Origin of the sequence: Roseburia hominis (genome assembly GCA_040702975.1) — a bacterium.
Taxonomy (GTDB): domain Bacteria; phylum Bacillota; class Clostridia; order Lachnospirales; family Lachnospiraceae; genus Allocoprococcus; species Allocoprococcus hominis_A.
The window spans coordinates 2,063,760-2,081,304 of the sequence record CP159990.1; the positions used below are offsets into that span (position 1 = coordinate 2,063,760).

18 protein-coding genes, 1 pseudogene and 1 CRISPR repeat array (1 of these 20 running past the window's edge) are annotated in these 17,545 nt (G+C 38.6%); of the genes and pseudogenes, 16 read left to right on the plus strand and 3 right to left on the minus strand.

Annotated elements, in window-relative coordinates:
- The first annotated feature begins 4 nt into the window (after nt 1-4).
- The gene (locus ABXS75_09615; GenBank protein XCP87019.1) at nt 5-646 is read left to right on the plus strand and encodes an ECF transporter S component; all 642 of its coding nucleotides are present in this window, start codon (nt 5-7) and stop codon (nt 644-646) included.
- A gap of 9 nt (nt 647-655) precedes the next feature.
- A complete protein-coding gene (locus ABXS75_09620) occupies nt 656-1,348 on the plus strand; it encodes a riboflavin kinase (GenBank protein ID XCP87020.1) in 693 nt (230 codons plus the stop codon).
- A 4-nt stretch (nt 1,349-1,352) separates the two neighbouring features.
- Here the strand turns inward: ABXS75_09620 and ABXS75_09625 are convergent, their stop codons facing one another.
- From ABXS75_09625 to ABXS75_09635, 3 genes are all read right to left on the minus strand, one after another.
- Nucleotides 1,353-1,502, minus strand: a complete 150-nt coding sequence (locus ABXS75_09625; GenBank protein ID XCP87021.1) for a hypothetical protein — start codon at nt 1,500-1,502, stop codon at nt 1,353-1,355.
- A 10-nt stretch (nt 1,503-1,512) separates the two neighbouring features.
- Entirely contained in the window at nt 1,513-1,752 is a 240-nt protein-coding gene (locus tag ABXS75_09630) for an AbrB/MazE/SpoVT family DNA-binding domain-containing protein (protein XCP87022.1), read from the minus strand.
- 163 nt (nt 1,753-1,915) lie between these two features.
- The gene (locus ABXS75_09635; protein ID XCP87023.1) at nt 1,916-2,131 is read right to left on the minus strand and encodes an AbrB/MazE/SpoVT family DNA-binding domain-containing protein; all 216 of its coding nucleotides are present in this window, start codon (nt 2,129-2,131) and stop codon (nt 1,916-1,918) included.
- A gap of 794 nt (nt 2,132-2,925) precedes the next feature.
- Here ABXS75_09635 and ABXS75_09640 point away from each other — a divergent pair.
- The 14 genes and pseudogenes from ABXS75_09640 (at nt 2,926) to cas2 (ending at nt 15,680) form a co-directional block, all read left to right on the plus strand.
- On the plus strand, nt 2,926-3,204 hold the full coding sequence (locus ABXS75_09640; protein ID XCP87024.1) for a hypothetical protein: 279 nt from the start codon (nt 2,926-2,928) through the stop codon (nt 3,202-3,204).
- Between the two features lie 3 nt (nt 3,205-3,207).
- Complete coding sequence (locus tag ABXS75_09645) at nt 3,208-3,711, plus strand: hypothetical protein (GenBank protein ID XCP87025.1); 504 nt, start codon at nt 3,208-3,210, stop codon at nt 3,709-3,711.
- Nucleotides 3,712-3,772: 61 nt separating this feature from the next.
- The gene (locus ABXS75_09650; GenBank protein ID XCP87026.1) at nt 3,773-4,336 is read left to right on the plus strand and encodes an ABC-2 family transporter protein; all 564 of its coding nucleotides are present in this window, start codon (nt 3,773-3,775) and stop codon (nt 4,334-4,336) included.
- Between the two features lie 306 nt (nt 4,337-4,642).
- Nucleotides 4,643-5,572: a GNAT family N-acetyltransferase gene (locus ABXS75_09655; protein ID XCP87027.1), complete on the plus strand. Its 930-nt coding sequence runs from the start codon at nt 4,643-4,645 to the stop codon at nt 5,570-5,572.
- A 154-nt stretch (nt 5,573-5,726) separates the two neighbouring features.
- The gene (locus tag ABXS75_09660) at nt 5,727-6,308 is read left to right on the plus strand and encodes a helix-turn-helix domain-containing protein (GenBank protein XCP87028.1); all 582 of its coding nucleotides are present in this window, start codon (nt 5,727-5,729) and stop codon (nt 6,306-6,308) included.
- A gap of 70 nt (nt 6,309-6,378) precedes the next feature.
- A pseudogene (locus tag ABXS75_09665) lies at nt 6,379-6,630 on the plus strand (DUF1848 family protein).
- 678 nt (nt 6,631-7,308) lie between these two features.
- Entirely contained in the window at nt 7,309-8,052 is a 744-nt protein-coding gene (cas6, locus tag ABXS75_09670) for a CRISPR-associated endoribonuclease Cas6 (GenBank protein ID XCP87029.1), read from the plus strand.
- 10 nt (nt 8,053-8,062) lie between these two features.
- A complete protein-coding gene (cas8a1, locus tag ABXS75_09675) occupies nt 8,063-9,415 on the plus strand; it encodes a type I CRISPR-associated protein Cas8a1/Csx8 (protein XCP87030.1) in 1,353 nt (450 codons plus the stop codon).
- A gap of 12 nt (nt 9,416-9,427) precedes the next feature.
- Nucleotides 9,428-10,309 carry a type I-B CRISPR-associated protein Cas7/Cst2/DevR gene (cas7i, locus tag ABXS75_09680; GenBank protein ID XCP87031.1) on the plus strand — a complete coding sequence of 294 codons (882 nt, stop codon included), beginning with the start codon at nt 9,428-9,430 and terminating at the stop codon, nt 10,307-10,309.
- A gap of 29 nt (nt 10,310-10,338) precedes the next feature.
- Nucleotides 10,339-11,418 carry a CRISPR-associated protein Cas5 gene (cas5, locus tag ABXS75_09685; GenBank protein ID XCP87032.1) on the plus strand — a complete coding sequence of 360 codons (1,080 nt, stop codon included), beginning with the start codon at nt 10,339-10,341 and terminating at the stop codon, nt 11,416-11,418.
- 46 nt (nt 11,419-11,464) lie between these two features.
- Nucleotides 11,465-13,699, plus strand: a complete 2,235-nt coding sequence (gene cas3, locus ABXS75_09690; protein XCP87033.1) for a CRISPR-associated helicase Cas3' — start codon at nt 11,465-11,467, stop codon at nt 13,697-13,699.
- A gap of 46 nt (nt 13,700-13,745) precedes the next feature.
- The gene (gene cas4 / locus ABXS75_09695) at nt 13,746-14,240 is read left to right on the plus strand and encodes a CRISPR-associated protein Cas4 (GenBank protein ID XCP87034.1); all 495 of its coding nucleotides are present in this window, start codon (nt 13,746-13,748) and stop codon (nt 14,238-14,240) included.
- A gap of 156 nt (nt 14,241-14,396) precedes the next feature.
- Nucleotides 14,397-15,389 carry a type I-B CRISPR-associated endonuclease Cas1b gene (gene cas1b, locus ABXS75_09700; protein ID XCP87035.1) on the plus strand — a complete coding sequence of 331 codons (993 nt, stop codon included), beginning with the start codon at nt 14,397-14,399 and terminating at the stop codon, nt 15,387-15,389.
- Between the two features lie 12 nt (nt 15,390-15,401).
- On the plus strand, nt 15,402-15,680 hold the full coding sequence (gene cas2, locus ABXS75_09705) for a CRISPR-associated endonuclease Cas2 (GenBank protein XCP87036.1): 279 nt from the start codon (nt 15,402-15,404) through the stop codon (nt 15,678-15,680).
- Nucleotides 15,681-15,858: 178 nt separating this feature from the next.
- Nucleotides 15,859-17,545: direct repeats of the CRISPR family, unit length 30 nt; unit sequence GTTGAAGTAGAACCATAGTGGAATGTAAAT; it runs 2,842 nt beyond the window's last position.

The following is a 17,545-nucleotide window of genomic DNA, read 5'->3' on the forward strand; positions in this document are numbered from 1 at the left end:
GAATATGAATAGTAAAACGAAAAAAATGACAACCTTAGCGGTACTGTGCGCAATATCTTATGTGGTTATGGGGCGTATTCCGATTGTGCTATTCCTCAAATATGATCCGAAAGATGTAATCATCACATTGGGTGGGTTGATATGGGGGCCGATGAGCGCTTGTATTGTGTCTGTGATTGTTTCTTTTATCGAAATGTTTACAGTCAGCGAAACTGGAATTTTAGGCTGCCTTATGAATATCGTCTCCAGCTGCTCATTTGCTTGTACCGCTTCTGCAATTTACAAGAAAAAGCATACGTTATCCGGAGCTGTCATTGGATTAGGAGTCGGAAGTGTGGCAATGGTTGCCGTTATGCTGTTATGGAATTATCTTATTACGCCCCTTTATATGGGGTATCCAAGAGAGGCTGTTGTAGAATTACTGTTGCCTGCATTTTTGCCGTTCAATGCGATTAAAGCCGGGCTTAATGCCGCATTTACATTTTTGCTGTATAAACCTATTACAACAGCTTTAAGGAGAAGCGGTTATATTTCTTTATCTGAAAAGGAACATCGTAGCCGTTTTTCTGTTGGACTGATTCTGCTGGCGGTGATGATTATCGTTAGCTGCATTTTATTCATTTTGTCTATGAATGGAATACTATAAGGAGTGGCTATGGAAAATACAAAACATATTCCGGTTTATACAATGAAGGGGACGGTCATACATGGGCGTGGGATCGGTAAATTAGTAGGTATGCCTACGGCAAATCTAAAAGTAGAACAAGAGCATGAGCTGCCAACGGCCGGCGTATATATTGCTAAAGTTCTTTTAGAGGGCAGAACATATTATGGTATCACGCACATTGGAACACGCCCAACGGTTGATAGTGATCGTCATATATCTGTAGAGCCCCATATTTTGAATTTCAATGAAGACCTCTATGGCTGTGAAATGGAAATACAATTATTTACAAAACTTCGCAGCCCACAAAGGTTTGACAATTTGTCATTGCTATTGGAACAAATCATAAAAGATTGTATATTGGTTCGGGAATTTTGGGGGATAGAGCAAATCACCTCTTGTTTGCGTATTGACGTAAACACCCATAGCGTAGAGATAAATCAGCAGGAGATTTTTTTATCAATAAAGGAATTTGATCTTTTATATTTCCTCTATTCAAATCCGGATGTTACTTTTACCAAAAAGCAGCTTTATGAAGCGGTTTGGCATGAGCCGGCAAATGATAGGTATCACGCAGTCGAAAATACCGTTTTTCAAATAAGGAAAAAGCTGAGCCGGAATGAGAAATCGCATGATTTTATTAAAACAATAGTCGGATATGGATATAAAATCAATCTGGAATAGCAGATTAGCTGGAGCAGGCAGTTTTTATGATAATTGTGATGATGGATGTGCCAATCAAGCCCATAATTCTTCCTTGTTCCAAAAAGAAAGAAACATTTTTCAATGTGAATTTGGGGCACTTCTTCGTTAACCCCTTTACTTCAAGCAATCTCATAATATCCTCCTTACAAATTATTCAGGTGTTGTGCGAAAAAATCATCAAGCAGATCGTTCACCATCGCAAGCGGTTGAATAGCAATACCGAGGGTGCTGTCTGCTCGTATGAGAAGTAAATCTCCGGGCTTTAGATGAAAAAGCTCCCGCGCTTTTTGAGGGATTATAATTTGTCCCTTGGTTCCAATTTTAACAGTAGCCATGTAGCGGTTTTTTCCGTTCTGTGTATTATTCGGCTTCACATCATCCATGCCGTTTCCTCCTTTCTCATTTGGTTCTAAAAGTATTACTTATAGAACTTTGATTACAATATATCGTATAAGGTAGAAAAAGTCAATATAAGTTTTACAAGTTCTACTTTTGCGCAAAAAATACCGCGCTCCTGAATAGAAGCGCGGTGGCGTATTGATTAAATTACTTCTTTCTTGGGAACAGATTTTCAAACATTTCATTGGTGGTATTGAGTGGCTGAATAGCAATACCCTGTTCCACATCGGCCAACATCAAAAGCATATCTCCCGGCTGGATATTAAACATATCTCTAACCTCTTTGGGGACAATGATTTGACCTTTAGGCCCAACTTTAACCGAGGTAACAAATTTCCCCTCTGCAGGTTTTTCTTTTCCCATTGTTTCACTTCCTTTCGAGGAGAATGTAGTTTTACTTGTAGAAAAAAGTTTACCATACATAAAACGTAAAGTCAATCATTAGTCCTAATCCAAATACGAATTATAAAATGCTATCTTAGCACATATAGCAACATCGGTTAAAAAAATCACAAAAAATAGGACGATAGCAGGATACATCGGGAAAGAAAACAGAATCCTCCCTGGTACAATTTACACAACAAAAGCAGATAGATGGAATCTGCTGCGTAGTCAGGTAAATTGCAAGGGAGGAGGTGTCGTGTTCTATAGAGGAAATAGAAATTCTCCTTACATCTTTGTCGGTGACTGAACATAGTCCTACAACTGAATATTAGTTTGGTGGCCTGTTCAAAAGCGTAAACGACAAAAGCACCGATGCTCAGTTCAATAGATTCTTTCTGAACTTTGGGTATAATTAGACAATATAAAGGCTGGCATCAATATACGATGTCAGCCTTCAGACGTGTGCCGAGCATGGCACCAGTCTTGCTGGTGAAAGTCTAGCCACGGGTATTTACCGCCAAGTGTAGTGAACCACAAGTCGGTATCAGTAATGGTATGGATGAAGGAAGTGGTGTACAGCGGGTGGATCAAGTGCTGCACAGTATGGTAAGAAACAAGATAATTACACAGGCAGAAGCTGACAGGCTAGCGTTAGGGGATTAGGAAAGGTATGTCACAAATGAATATAGAATGTCAACCTGTCATCCAGCATGGAAACTAACCATTGATCCTTAGTGTTGTACCGTGCAATGTGAGTGACATGAGGTGGTGTTTTGGTTTGTATTGGACGAGGAGTGATAGTTATAGGTAAAATTATGATTCTGAGCTTTTCAGATGCGGAGGAACATATTCTGGATAAATTGAAATCCGTTTTTGAGGATGAGAAGAACATAGCGTATGCAGAAATTGTGCCAAGCCCGGTATTACGTTTTCATGAACTGGAAATTCATATAAAAGAGCAGGAGGTCTACCAGAATTATCCAATCCGGGATATTGGGATCGAGGAAGAAGAAATAGGCTCTGTAGTAGAGCGTATCTATAGAGGGATGTAAGAAATGAAGAAATATTTAGAAATTGTCAGGGCGTACATGAAAGCACAGTTGATCTGGAGAGCGGATACCTTTGTTGATGTGATTCTGGCGGTAGCGAAAATACTGTTTGCATGGATCTTATGGGGGATATTGTTTGAGGGGAAGGAGCAAATAGCAGGACTTGGTTTTCAGACTATGATCTCTTACTATATCATAAGTTCTTATTTATTCCAGTTGGAAAAATCTGCTGAAATAAGCCAGCAGATGACCGGAATGCTGAGAAATGGTACTTTTTCAAAATATATGGTGATACCAGTACAGACACAGGGATATTTTGTGGCGATGGAAGCCGGGAAGATTGCATTTTCCGCAGGCATTGGTTTGCTGGCAACTTTTCTGTGGTTTTCTCTGTTCAGGATTCCATTTGTGCATACAGCCGATGGGAAGATGTTGTTATGCGTAGGTCTCATGGTTGTTTTAGGGCTATTGTTTATGGCAGAACTCAATTATTTTTTGGGGATTTTCTAATTTCACTCTTAACTTTTCACGTAACTCTTACTGTTTTACTATTTTGATTGATTCCCTAAATATGATCATTTGCTTTTTTGGGGTGATATCCATACCGGAGAAAATACAAACAGGAGAACTGGATTTATATCTGACCAAACCAGTGAATCCACTACTTCGGATTACATTTGAAAAAGTAGATCCAGGTGCCATACCACTTCTGATATTCAGCGCATATATCGTTGTATATGGGGTTAGAGAAAGTGGAGTGAGTCTTTCGTATGCTAATATTATTGGATATTTGTTTCAGGTTTTGTTAATGACCATACTGTACTACGATATGGAACTTCTGATACGATGTTTTGCCTTTTTTGTGTTCTCTGTAAACAATCTGGTGAAAATAGAGAATACGGCTGTGGATTTGTGTTTGAAAATACCGGGGATCGCTTTTTATGGAATCTATAAGTTTATTTTTTATTGTGTATTGCCGTACGGAGTAATTGCGACGCTGCCAACGCAGGCGGTGACAGGGGCATTGTCAGCAAAAGGATTGATTTTTGGGGTGGTAATTGTGTGCATATTTACATTCTTTGCATTATCATTTTGGACATATGGCATACGCAGATATGAAAGTGCAAGCAGTTAATCGGGTTTTGGATTTATTCAATGGTTAGATATGTAAGGATAGTCTATCCCATGGTATTCCTTTTTAAAAAACGAGTAGGATTTGGTATGGTGTGCTATCTGCGGATATGTTAATATAATAATCAGTAGACTGGAGGAATGTGTTTTGTAATAGGTGAAGGGCATGGGCAGTCCAAAAAGAATGCTCATGCCTTTTCTGTCAGGAGGATTTGGGATGAAGATGCCGAAAAAAATGGAGTCTGTTATGTTTGCACCCTGTGGAATGAATTGCATGGTGTGTTGAAACTAAGAAAGAAAAGGTGAGTAAATGAAAATAATTGAATTCTTTACAACAGGAAATAAAAAGTATTGGCTTGACCAGATTGCCAAGTCGGACTGGGGAGCGGGAAAATATTTGGCGCAGCTTATCAGTGAAAATCAGCTCACGGAAGCTGTGGGGGAGACAGCCCTTGTCTTGATGCTTACGGATGAAAATAGATTGGTGTCATTTTGTACATTCGCGCCCCTTGATGACATACAGCCTACGGATCTGTCTCCGTGGGTGGGATTTGTATATACTTTTCCGGAATATCGTGGAAACCGGTACGCGGGAAAGCTGCTCGATTACGCCGAGTGTCTTGCAACCGTTATGGGAAAAGAGGCGGTCTATATTTCGACCGGTCATACAGGGCTTTATGAAAAATATGGATATGAATTCTATCGGATGGACAAGGACATGGGCGGTGAGGATTCCAGAGTATATCGCAAAGTTCTGAATATAGACGGCCCGGATAAGGACAGAAGAATCGAAAAAGGCAGCGCATATAAAGCAGCGATTGTAGCTGACGCGAGACGGGGAGTTGACCCGGTTGCCTATTGCGGCTTTTCATGCAGCCACTGCTTTTTAGGACAGTGGTGCGGAGGTTGTAAATCCAGTTTCAATTGCTGTTCCTTCGGCACACTGTACGAAAAAGGAAAGTGCCCGAACATTACCTGTGCCAAAAGCAAAGGACTGGAAGGGTGCTATGCCTGTGACGCGCTGGAAAACTGTAAGATCGGATTCTATGCTGACGGCAATGATGGTGCAAATGCGTGCAAGGCTCAGGCAATATTTGTAAAGCGACACGGAAAAGAACAATTCTTCAAGGTTCATGATAAACTGCATGAAAAATACGATTTTCAGAAAACCCAGGAAATATTGGGAGAAGATTTGGATAAAGGACTTGAGATTTTGGAGAAGACCAGTCGAAACAGGTAAAAGGGTAGCATTGCTGAGGAATAAGTGGTGTTGAAGACTCTACCATGCGTAGGTTGGTTTTCAGCCTGGAGTTGTATACAATGGTATCTGAAAGCAACTTAATAAGTAGTCAAGTAGTATTAAAAAAGATTTTTTCAAAGAAGGAGCGATCATTATGACCTATATCACAGGAGATACCATTAAGAAATTACGGGAAAAAAAGAAACTTACGCAAAAACAACTGGCCGAAAAGCTGATGGTAACAGATAAAGCAGTTTCAAAGTGGGAGACAGGCCGGGGATTTCCGGATGTCAGTATTCTTTCCGGGCTTGCCGAGGCATTAGCGGTCTCTGTGCCGGAGCTTTTGACCGGAGATGTTGCTGCTAACAAAAATGTGTCCGCGAGTATGAAACGAAGCAAATTCTATGTATGTCCGATCTGCGGCAACGTGATTCATGCGATGGGAGAAGGGGCATTTTCCTGTTGCGGAATCCGCCTGCCTGTACTGGAGGAAGAAGCGACAGATGCAGAGCATGAGATTACTGTGGAAAATATCGATGGTGAACTGTTTGTTTATCTGAATCACCCGATGGAGAAGGAGCATTTTATTTCCTTTGTCGCTTATGTTGCTGACAAGGGCATTCAGATGGAGAAACTCTATCCGGAACAGTCGCCGGAACTTCGGCTTCGCAGAATGAGGCACGGAAAAATTTTCGCATTCTGTAATCGTCATGGACTTTTTTGCCACAATGTCTAAGGAGAGAAGAAAAGAAACATATCATTAAATTGGGAGTTTATCATAGGGAAATATAAGTGCAGGTGTTTATATGATTTTAAGTGTGAGCAGGCGGACCGACATTCCGAATTATTATTCCGAATGGTTTGTAAATAGAATAAAAGAGGGATTTTTATATGTCAGAAACCCCATGAATGCCCATCAGGTAAGTAAGATTAATTTGTCCCCTCAATTGGTGGATTGTAGCAGATATTGTTATGCGAATTATTCGGATAAGAAAGTCAGGGAGAATTGCGCGCTATATGATTCTAAATCACCTATACTGTGTGGAAAAATATCAGATAAAGACATCATAACGGAACGTAAATTGAAATCATTTAAAGTTGAACAAATGAGTTTATTTGACATTGCAAATGAGTGATGGAGTTAATATGAAATAGATAATAAGAAAGTTATGACTCCCTCCTACGTAGAAAAAGGCAGGTGAATCCATCACCTGCTTTTTGCTGATCATATATTTAATATTCCTTCCGACCGGAAGTTCCGGGAATATTTTCCGACCTTTTTGCAGTGTGTCAAAATATAGGGAAATGACACGGTTTAGCATGATGTTGTGTCAAATCATATCAAATATTGTAGCATAAAAGCATTATTTTGCAAATACTTTTGTTTTGGGAGAAAACGCTAAGATTGGTGCAAAGGTCGTATGGTTCCCAGCTATGGTATTGAAGCTGCCTTGTCAACGGAAAAATATCCGGCGGTCTTATGCTAAACGTCAATGATACACTATACTAGTTCTTTCTTATTGATTTACATAATAAAATCGACATAATTTGACATGAAACGTCAAATTATACAAAAATTGTGTTATTTATAGAAAAAAATTAGTAATTATGATAGAATAAATTATATTTGTTAATTAATGGTAAATTTGTTACCTTATATGTTTTTTCTATATTCTAATTTCACACAGAAAATGGAATTATTACTTATTAAGAGTAGGCAGAAAGGAGGAATGTAGTTGAGAATAGAATTGCAATTTGAGCTGGAAAAAGCAGAATTACCCAAAGATAATAAGAGTATTTGGATTTCTTTTTTGAAAAATGTTATTTCAGTCTGTAATAACGGGAAATTTTATGACAGATATTTTTCAGAAGTTAGTCAGAAAGACTATACATTTAGCATTCTTTTAGCCAAGCCAAAGTTTGTAGAAGAAAAGGTGTTTCTGGAAAATAATCAGGTGAAAATGATTTTTTCGGCGGATGACAGGAGGAAAACAGGACTTATTTTTTATGCCGCATTTATACAGGCAAAAAGGCGAAGATTTTCTCTCCCGGAAGGAAATGGAATGATGTTAAATCAGGTACGTCAGTTAGGAGAGCGGTTGATTACCGGATCTAAAGTAGTGTTTCGAACGGTGACAGGGGGCGGACTCGTAGTACGTGAGCACAATTCAGAGACGAATCAGGATAAATATTATACGTTTCAGGATGAAGGATTTGAGGAGAAGTTAAAAATAGTATTAAGAACTCAGGCGGAGGGAGCAGGATTTTCCGGAGAACTGGCAGAGAGAATCAAAGTAACACCAATTCAGTGCAGAAAGGTTCTTGTGAAATTTTATGGCAGATATGTAGATACGACCGTAGGTATTTTTCAGTTAGAAGGGGATACGGACCTGCTGCAATATTTTTATCAGGCAGGAATTGGGTCAAGGCATTCGGCAGGATTTGGATTAATGGATATTGTTACGCAGGAAGATGTATAGGAGGGAGAATGTGAGAGAGAGCTTAGAAAATGAACGGTTCGATACGAAGGTTGAACCGTCGGACTGGAGATATTCGGCGGCAATTGTGGGACTTTATAAGTATTTAAGCTTTTATGGAGAGAAAGGAACGGATTTTGAGATTGCGGAAGATGCTATAAAATTCAACTGTTCGGATATCTCAGAAGAAAAATATCTTCAATTTGTCGAGCAATATTATGGGGATGAACTTCAGCATAAAAAGCTGGAACGAATGATGTGTCAGGAAGAACTTTCGGATGACCAGATTAAGTTGACCAATGAATTACTAAAAGGGAACTCCATATTGAAAAAAGTTTTTGGAAAATTGAAGTTTGATGGAACAAACCAAGAAGAAATTTTGGAGCTGATCAACAAAAACAGAAAAGCGATAATAAAAGAAACATATCGCAATAAATCAAATATGTATGCTAACTTTGCGAATACAGGACAGCTTCTGGAAGAAAAGAAGGACTGTTGCAGGTTATGGGGATATTATGTAGATGGAGGAAGGAAGAGCAAAGCTATTTCTTATAATTTTGATGTGAACACGTTTGTGGCACAGGATGATATTCTTTTTGATTTTATTCCATTTAGTTTTTTGGGAGAAAGAGAGAGTTTTTTTATCAATGACAGTTTTTCAGTGGAACAGTTGATCCATACCAATATAGAACTGGAACGTTTTATAGAAAATGAAATTGCCCTCTCTGAGGGGAAAGCCGTGGATGCCAGAAAGGTCCTTTTTAAATCCATACAGACAGTGTCAGATTTTCTTGATTATGATGTGGAAATAATCGTGAAGAATAGAGAGAATGACTTTTTTGAAACATTGTATATCCGTAAAGAGAGCATTGAGGTTTTAAGAAAACTGAAAATATATGAGCCATTCTGTTGTTCAAAGAAAATCAATGACAATTACTATGTGAATATACAGAAGAAGGTGCTGGAATGTATTCTGAATCTGATTCGGACAGATGAATTGATTGAGTTGTACCTAAAGGATAATGAGGATCGTTCAGAATATCTGGTTTCACAGTTCGTGAAAATAAATCAATTGATTTGTGGAGGTGACGAGGAAATGAAACAATCAATGAAGGCGGCTTACGCCTGTGCGAAAGAAGTGGCGAAAAAGCTTCCGGATAATAAAAGGGAAAGTTATCGGCAGAAGCTTACGAGTGCAATTGTATTTAAGGATTACGACCGCTGTTGTCAAATATTGTTACAGCTATCTAATTATTCAGATGTGACATTTGATTTTGCATATAGCCTGTTTGAAAATTTCGAGGAAAATAAAGATATTGCATATACATTCATTAATGCGCTGACAAAGAAAAAGGACAATGATTAGGAGGAAACCAGTATGAAACAAAAGGCGTTAACGTTGACCGTTGTGGCAAACATGACATCAAATTATTCAGAGGGCCTGGGAAATATTGCAAGTGTACAGAAAGTATTCAGGAATAGAAAGGTCTATACGATTCGCAGCAGGGAAAGCCTGAAAAATGCATTGATGGTGCAGGCAGGAATGTATGATGATTTACAAACAGAAGTGGATGGAGCTACGCAGAAATTAGTGACAGAAGAATTGAATGCAGCGACCTGCAGAGCGCTGGAGGGCGGATATATGAGCACCAAGGGTACTACATATGTGAGAAAAAGTTCCGTTTATCTGACGGATGCTATTTCCTGTGAAAGCTTTGTAAATGAGACCAGATTTCATAATAATCTTTACCTCGCGGGAAATTTTGCTGAGGCGAATGGTATGAATATTCAGAATGATGCGGGAAAAGTGGGATTAATGCCATATCAATACGAGTATGATAAATCATTAAAGATTTATAGTTTGACGATCGATCTGGAGATGGTGGGAAAAGATGAGAATTTTAACGCCGAAGCTTCTAAAGAGGAAAAGGCGGAACGTGTGAAGGCGCTGCTAAATGCAGTTGAAACGTTAAGTCTGGTCGTAAAGGGTAATTTAGACAATGCGGAACCAGTGTTCATAGTGGGCGGCATTTCTGACAGAAAGACTCATTATTTTGAAAATGTTATCCATGTGGAAGAGGATAAGCTCGTAGTTTCACAGGATTTGAAAGATAAGATAGGACAGGGATACCACTGTGGATTGCTGAGAGGAAAGATGCTTGCTAATGAGCAGGAGATTGAAAAAGAATTAGAGCCTGAAACCATTCCGGCATTTTTTGGAATATTAAAGGATGAAGTGAATGCCTATTATGAAGTATAATCGTAAAGACGGGGAGGCAGGTGAAATAAATGAGAGCGTTACGTCTGATTATACACCAAAGCAGCGCAAATTATAAAAGAGAAGAGACGGTGGATAACAAAATGACTTATCCACTGCCTCCGATTTCGACGGTTATAGGTGCACTTCATTATATCTGTGGTTATCGGGAATATAAAGAGATGGATATCAGTATTCAGGGGAAATATGAATCAATGCATCGGGAACCATATACAGATTATTGTTTCCTGAATTCAGTACAGGATGACAGAGGGATTCTCGTGAAAATGAGGAATGGGAGCATGCTGTCGAATGCTTTTGATAAAGTGGCAACGGCGAAGAAACCTCAGGGAAATAGTTTCCGTGAAGGAATCACCATTCATGTTGATGATCAGGAACTACTGGATGAATATCGTGATTTGAAAAACCGTAAGGATTCGATTGATGAATTTAAAAAGAAACGGATCACTCCTGTGATGGAACTGCTGAAAAAGCGGAAAAAACATCTGGCAGAAAAGAAAAAAAAATTAGACAGGAAAACTGCGGAATACGAACGTGTAGTAAAACGGGAAAAGGAAATCAAGGATAGGGAAAAAGAGATTAAGTCCCGATTGGACGACTATCAGCGTCAGAATTACACGATTCCGATCAGCAGGTACCGGTCCTTGACCAAATCAATGAAATTTTATGAGATTTTGGATGGTATTACGCTTGTACTTCATGTGAGGGCAGCAGATACTGTTCTGGAGGATATTCTGGAACACATTTATGATCTGAAATCCATCGGGAGAAGTGAAGACATTGTTTCTGTAGAAAATGCAGAAATCGTTGAACTTTCAGAGGATTTTGAGGACGATGAGGTTACCAGCAAATATGCGGCCTACATTGATTGTGATCTGGTAAAAGATGGAAGGATTTATTTACGGGAAAGAAATGGAAAAATCAGCGGAACTAAGTATTATCTGAATAAGAAATATGAAATTGTGAATGGAAAGAGAATTTTTGAAAAAAAGAAGGTACTTTTCGTTTCGCAGTATACGGCAGATGAGTTTGGAGATGGACTATACGTGGATCGATACGGAGAGGAAACGTATATTGTCAATTTTTTGTAAGGAGAAGCAACAGTGCAAAGCTGTTGCTTTTTCAAAAGGAGTTTGTATGGAAATACGAGATTATTATGCAAAACCCGAACAGACAATAGGGGAACACGCAGACAGATTATTGTGCGTATTGCGTAAATTAGGAGAATATGGATATATAGAGGATAGGGCATTGTATCGCCTTGTTGAAAAAGCGTGTGAACATCACGATGACGGAAAGGCAAATCCCGAGTTTCAGCTTCGAGTCCGAAGTGACAAGAAGAAAAAGTTCAACCAGGAAAAAGAAGTGCCGCATAACGTTTTGTCGGGTTTTATGCTTAATCGTGATGAATTTGAAGAAGAAGCAGATTTTTACAGGGTATTGTTCGCTATTATGTATCATCATGATTATGGAAATCCTTATGAGATTATTGTGGCAAAAAAAGAGCTGATTCAAAAATTGTTGAAAGACTTTAGGATGTTTCCAATAAAAAGGAAAGCCGCGAATATGATGCAGAGAATGATTTTTGATGATCAGGCTATTAAAATTAAAGGATTTCTGCATATTTGTGATTATAGTGCCAGCGGCAATTATGTTGCTGAGTATCCGAACGATTTTCTGGAGGATGCGCTGGAGAATGTAAGAATCAAGTGGAGAGGGCAAAATCAAAATAGTGACTGGAATGAAATGCAGAAATTCTGCATGAGTAAGCGAAATGAAAATATAATTGTGGTTGCGCAGACCGGGATGGGGAAGACGGAAGCTGGACTTCAATGGATTGGAAATCAGAAGGGATATTTTGTTCTACCATTACGAACGGCCATCAATGCAATTTATGACAGAATCAGAAAGGATATTTTGCAGGGGGAAGAGCTGGATACCAGGCTTTCTATTTTACATTCGGAATCACTGGAATACTATTCAAAACGTTTGGATCAAGAGGAGATGGATCTGGTAGAATACGAGAATCGGGGAAAGCGGTTCTCGATACCGCTGAATATTTCTACAATGGATCAGTTGTTTGATTTTGTATTTAGATATCAGGGATCGGAACTAAAATTGACGATATTGTCTTACTCGCGGATTGTTGTTGATGAGATTCAGATGTATGATCCGGAGCTGCTGGCATATTTGATCTATGGATTAAAAAGAATCACACAGTTGGGAGGAAAAGTTGCAGTTATGACAGCTACTTTGTCTCCGTTTATCAAAGAACTGCTTATACGGGAAATACCGTTCCAGGAGGAAAATATCCGCATTTTTACGAATGCTCTGGTAAGGCATCATGTGAAAACAAGTAATTGTAAGATGAATAGTGAGGATATTTTTGAATTGTACTGCCAAAATCGGGAAGAAAACAAAATGAATAAAATTTTGGTGGTGTGTAATACGATTCGAAAGGCACAGGAATTATTTGAAGAATTGCAGGATAAAATGGCGAGTCCGGAAGAACTGCATATTCTGCATAGCCGATTTACGCGGGAGGAAAGGGCAGGGAAGGAAAGGGAAATCATTGCGTTCGGAAAAACATATGATGAGAGTGGAATGTTGGACAAACAGTCAGGAATCTGGATATCAACTTCGATCGTAGAGGCAAGTCTGGATATTGATTTTGATTATTTGTTTACAGAATTGCAGGATTTGAACTCTTTATTTCAAAGATTCGGAAGATGTAATCGCAAGGGCAAAAAGGATGTATCGGAACCGAATTGCTTTGTTTATCTGGAAATAGATAAGCAAATGCTCACGGACAGCGGCGGTTTTATTGATGGAACTATATTTGAGGTTTCCAGACAGGCGATGAAAACGGTAGATGGTCTATTATCGGAAAAGCAAAAGATGAAACTTCTGGACGATTATCTGACTATGGAGAACTTGAAAGAGAGTGAATATTACAGGGGAGAGAAGGGGTATAAAAGAACTTTGGAATGGATTGAGGGAATTACTCCATATCAGTACACCAGAGATGATAATCATTTACGAAATATTTTGTCGGAGGATATTATTCCGAGTCCTGTTTTTGAGGAAAGGAAGGACGAGATTTGGCAGTTCGCAAGTGTAATTGAGGACGAAAAAAGCAGTGCGCTCCAGAAAATGAAGGCGAAAGAAGAGATTAAGAAGTATTCGGTCAATGTTCCGTATTATCAGTGGATGCGATACTGTGGAGCGGTAAGGAAAGGAAATGCAGAAGCATATCCGGTAGTTCAATTAGGAAAGTATGAAAAACTTCCGGTCATGGAATGTTCTTATGATGAACTGGGATATAGGAAAATGGACTATGAAAATGTGGTGCGGGAGCCAAATTTCATATAAATACGGTAAGTAAAGATGAGGGGCGTTTGGTGGGAAGGAGCTGCTGATGAAAAAAGAAATTACAGGAGTTATGATTTATTACTATAAAGTATGTCCGAGAAAACTATGGTATTTTTATCATGAAATACAGATGGAGCAGGGCAATGAAAATGTACAGATTGGAAAGATACTGGATGAAGAAACGTATAAACGTGACGATAAACATATTAATATTGATAATATAATCAATATCGATTTTATTCGTTCACAGGGAATTCTTCATGAGATAAAAAAGAGCAAAAAAATAGAAGAAGCAAGTATTTTGCAGGTGAAATATTATTTGTATTATCTTCAAAAGAAAAATGTATCAGGAATCAAAGCAAAAATAGATTATCCCCTGCTCAAAAAGACGGTCGAGGTGGAATTATCCGAACAAGATGTTATGGAAATAGAAGCAGTTTTAGAAGAAATAGAAACAATTGTGGATAGGGAGGTTCCGCCGAAGCTGCATAAGAAAAATATATGCAAGGCATGTGCGTATTATGATTTGTGTTTCATTTAGCAGTATGGCAATAAGGGGCTTTATTGATAATGCCCAAAGTGCTTTCGATTGGTGTTTTATTTAGCAGTATGACAAAAGGGATGATGCTGGCTATTATAAACCGTCCCGGCAGTATTCGCATTGTATTTGACAGGATGATCATAGGGGGAATAATGGATGAAAAGAAGTTATTATATTTATAACAATGGTTCTTTGAGGAGAAAGGATAACACGATTACTTTTACTAATGAATATGATGAGAAAAAGGATTTGCCGATTGAACGTGTAGGGGATATTTATGTAATGTCGGAAATGTCTTTTAATTCCAGTCTTATTAATATTTTAGCGCAAAATGGAATACCGGTACATTTCTTTAATTATTATAGTTTTTATACGGGAAGTTTTTATCCCAGAGAGCAATTGGTTTCCGGAAATCTGCTTGTCCATCAGGTCGATCATTATTCGGATAGTGAAAAAAGGTTGAAGATTGCGAAAGCATTTGTGGAGGGAGCGTCTTATAATATTTATCGGAACCTGCGTTACTATAACGGGCGAGGAAAAAATGTCCAGGTACATATGGATTTGATTGAGGACTTGAGATGGCAGATTCCGAGAGCGCAAAGTATTCAGGAATTGATGGGATATGAAGGTAATATTCGAAAGACCTATTATAATGCGTGGCCTACGATTATCGATCAGGAAATAGAGTTTGAAAAGAGGGTAAAAAATCCGCCGGATAATATGATAAATACATTGATTTCCTTTGTAAATACATTGATCTACACAAAGGTTCTGGGAGAAATCTATCAAACGCAGTTAAATCCTACTATCAGCTATTTGCACGAACCGGGAGACAGGAGATTTTCTTTAAGTTTAGATCTCGCGGAAATATTTAAGCCTATTTTGGGAGACAGATTGATTTTTTCGTTGTTAAATCGTAATCAGATTACGCAGAAAAGTTTTACAAAAGGACTGAATTATCTGCATTTGACAAAGGAAGCATCGAAAACAATTGTGGCAGAACTTGATGCTAAAATGCAGACTACTATTAAACATAAAGATTTGAATAAAACCGTTTCTTATCAATATTTGATGAAGCTGGAATGTTATAAGCTGGTAAAGCATTTGCTGGGAGAAAAAGAGTATGAACCATTTAAGATATGGTGGTAGAAAGGAATTGAGATGTATGTAATATTGGTGTATGATATAAAAAGTGATGAAGGTGGCGCAAAGGCATTGACGAAAACATTTAAGATTTGTAAGAAATATTTGACACACATACAGAATTCAGTTTTTGAAGGTGAGGTGTCAGAAGCGCAATTGTTGAAATTGAAGATGGAGCTTAAGCCGATCATCAGGGAGGATAGGGATTCACTTATTGTATTTAAAAGCAGGAATGAACGGTGGATTCCGAAAGAAATGTGGGGTATTCAGGAAGACAAGACAAGTAATTTTCTGTGATTGTCGACCTGACATATGGTCAAAATGCTGGGAGGTCGACAAAGAGAGGAAAAATGGGGGTGTGTTTGGGAAAAAGGTGAAAAATGGGGGGAGGGAATGGGAAAAAGATAGGGAGAAAAGCTGGGTAGACAGAATGTGGGGAGGAATTGTAGGAACTGCGGGAGGTATAAGTTTACGGGTTGAAGTAGAACCATAGTGGAATGTAAATGTTGCTCGGAGCCAACCAATTAATAACATTCGGTACAGTTGAAGTAGAACCATAGTGGAATGTAAATATGACTTGACCTCGTAGCAATAGAAATCGCCTTTTGTTGAAGTAGAACCATAGTGGAATGTAAATTAACTTAGACATTTATATCCTTCCTTCCCGCGATGCGTTGAAGTAGAACCATAGTGGAATGTAAATAACATAAAAGTCAAGCTAACTCTCACTGAGGGTTACCGTTGAAGTAGAACCATAGTGGAATGTAAATGCCGAAAGAGCCGACATTGTTCGGAGGTGAAGAATGTTGAAGTAGAACCATAGTGGAATGTAAATCCCGGAAGGAGTAAGGTAAACATTATCCGCGAATATGGTTGAAGTAGAACCATAGTGGAATGTAAATGATTGACAGAGAGCATGATGTTAATGACCATTTGGTTGAAGTAGAACCATAGTGGAATGTAAATACATAAGTGGCTGCCTTAGAGAGCATGTTTATAAGTTGAAGTAGAACCATAGTGGAATGTAAATTTTTATGTGATATACCGCGCGGGCGGACTATCTGAGTTGAAGTAGAACCATAGTGGAATGTAAATTTTGTCCATGTCCAATGCCAATCTCAGCAAGTCCTGTTGAAGTAGAACCATAGTGGAATGTAAATGATGTTTGTAAACCGCTATAAACGGCATTTTCAGCCCGTTGAAGTAGAACCATAGTGGAATGTAAATATTCTTCCTCTTTTTTCTCGATCAGCCTCTTGTTCTGTTGAAGTAGAACCATAGTGGAATGTAAATATGCATATATTCAAGAGCTCGCACTTCTTTTCCAGTTGAAGTAGAACCATAGTGGAATGTAAATGGAGCACCATATTTACCATCGTAGAATTCCTCCAGTTGAAGTAGAACCATAGTGGAATGTAAATTCCCTGCAACAACTACGGAGATTAGTGCGGTGGCAGTTGAAGTAGAACCATAGTGGAATGTAAATTTACATTTTCAATCTCATATGCGCTGCGGTCTTGGTTGAAGTAGAACCATAGTGGAATGTAAATGGTGATACAAAAGAAGAAAGCGGAAGCGGTATTGGTTGAAGTAGAACCATAGTGGAATGTAAATGTGACTGCGGTCATAAGGAAGGGCAGTGCGTCAGCGTTGAAGTAGAACCATAGTGGAATGTAAATCAAAAACAAACCGGAGGTAGAAATCGACCTGAGCAGTTGAAGTAGAACCATAGTGGAATGTAAATTTTTGAATTCATAAAAACCTCTTTTCCTGGTTGTGTTGAAGTAGAACCATAGTGGAATGTAAATCTGTTGTATGCAATTCTCCATTTACGTCCGCTTTGGTTGAAGTAGAACCATAGTGGAATGTAAATTCTCTCCTCATTAAAATGCACTTGTTCCTTGTACTGTTGAAGTAGAACCATAGTGGAATGTAAATGACATCAGCCAAGTATTTCCGTGATCAACTGGACGCGTTGAAGTAGAACCATAGTGGAATGTAAATTTGGAAGTGTATCACCATTGCATGCAATACAATGAGGTTGAAGTAGAACCATAGTGGAATGTAAATTAATCAAGCACGTCGGAATATTCCGGATTCGCCTTGTTGAAGTAGAACCATAGTGGAATGTAAATGTCTCTTAAACGGCGTGTCAAGGTTGT

Excerpts from the sequence above, each read along its gene's own strand:
- ABXS75_09615 (XCP87019.1), top strand. The coding sequence starts at position 5 with ATGAATAGTAAAACGAAAAAAATGACAACCTTAGCGGTACTGTGCGCA.
- ABXS75_09620 (XCP87020.1), top strand. The coding sequence starts at position 656 with ATGGAAAATACAAAACATATTCCGGTTTATACAATGAAGGGGACGGTC.
- ABXS75_09625 (XCP87021.1), bottom strand. The coding sequence starts at position 1,502 with ATGAGATTGCTTGAAGTAAAGGGGTTAACGAAGAAGTGCCCCAAATTC.
- ABXS75_09630 (XCP87022.1), bottom strand. The coding sequence starts at position 1,752 with ATGGATGATGTGAAGCCGAATAATACACAGAACGGAAAAAACCGCTAC.
- ABXS75_09635 (XCP87023.1), bottom strand. The coding sequence starts at position 2,131 with ATGGGAAAAGAAAAACCTGCAGAGGGGAAATTTGTTACCTCGGTTAAA.
- ABXS75_09645 (XCP87025.1), top strand. The coding sequence starts at position 3,208 with ATGAAGAAATATTTAGAAATTGTCAGGGCGTACATGAAAGCACAGTTG.
- ABXS75_09650 (XCP87026.1), top strand. The coding sequence starts at position 3,773 with ATGATCATTTGCTTTTTTGGGGTGATATCCATACCGGAGAAAATACAA.
- ABXS75_09655 (XCP87027.1), top strand. The coding sequence starts at position 4,643 with ATGAAAATAATTGAATTCTTTACAACAGGAAATAAAAAGTATTGGCTT.
- ABXS75_09660 (XCP87028.1), top strand. The coding sequence starts at position 5,727 with ATGACCTATATCACAGGAGATACCATTAAGAAATTACGGGAAAAAAAG.
- cas7i (XCP87031.1), top strand. The coding sequence starts at position 9,428 with ATGAAACAAAAGGCGTTAACGTTGACCGTTGTGGCAAACATGACATCA.
- cas5 (XCP87032.1), top strand. The coding sequence starts at position 10,339 with ATGAGAGCGTTACGTCTGATTATACACCAAAGCAGCGCAAATTATAAA.
- cas3 (XCP87033.1), top strand. The coding sequence starts at position 11,465 with ATGGAAATACGAGATTATTATGCAAAACCCGAACAGACAATAGGGGAA.
- cas4 (XCP87034.1), top strand. The coding sequence starts at position 13,746 with ATGAAAAAAGAAATTACAGGAGTTATGATTTATTACTATAAAGTATGT.
- cas1b (XCP87035.1), top strand. The coding sequence starts at position 14,397 with ATGAAAAGAAGTTATTATATTTATAACAATGGTTCTTTGAGGAGAAAG.
- cas2 (XCP87036.1), top strand. The coding sequence starts at position 15,402 with ATGTATGTAATATTGGTGTATGATATAAAAAGTGATGAAGGTGGCGCA.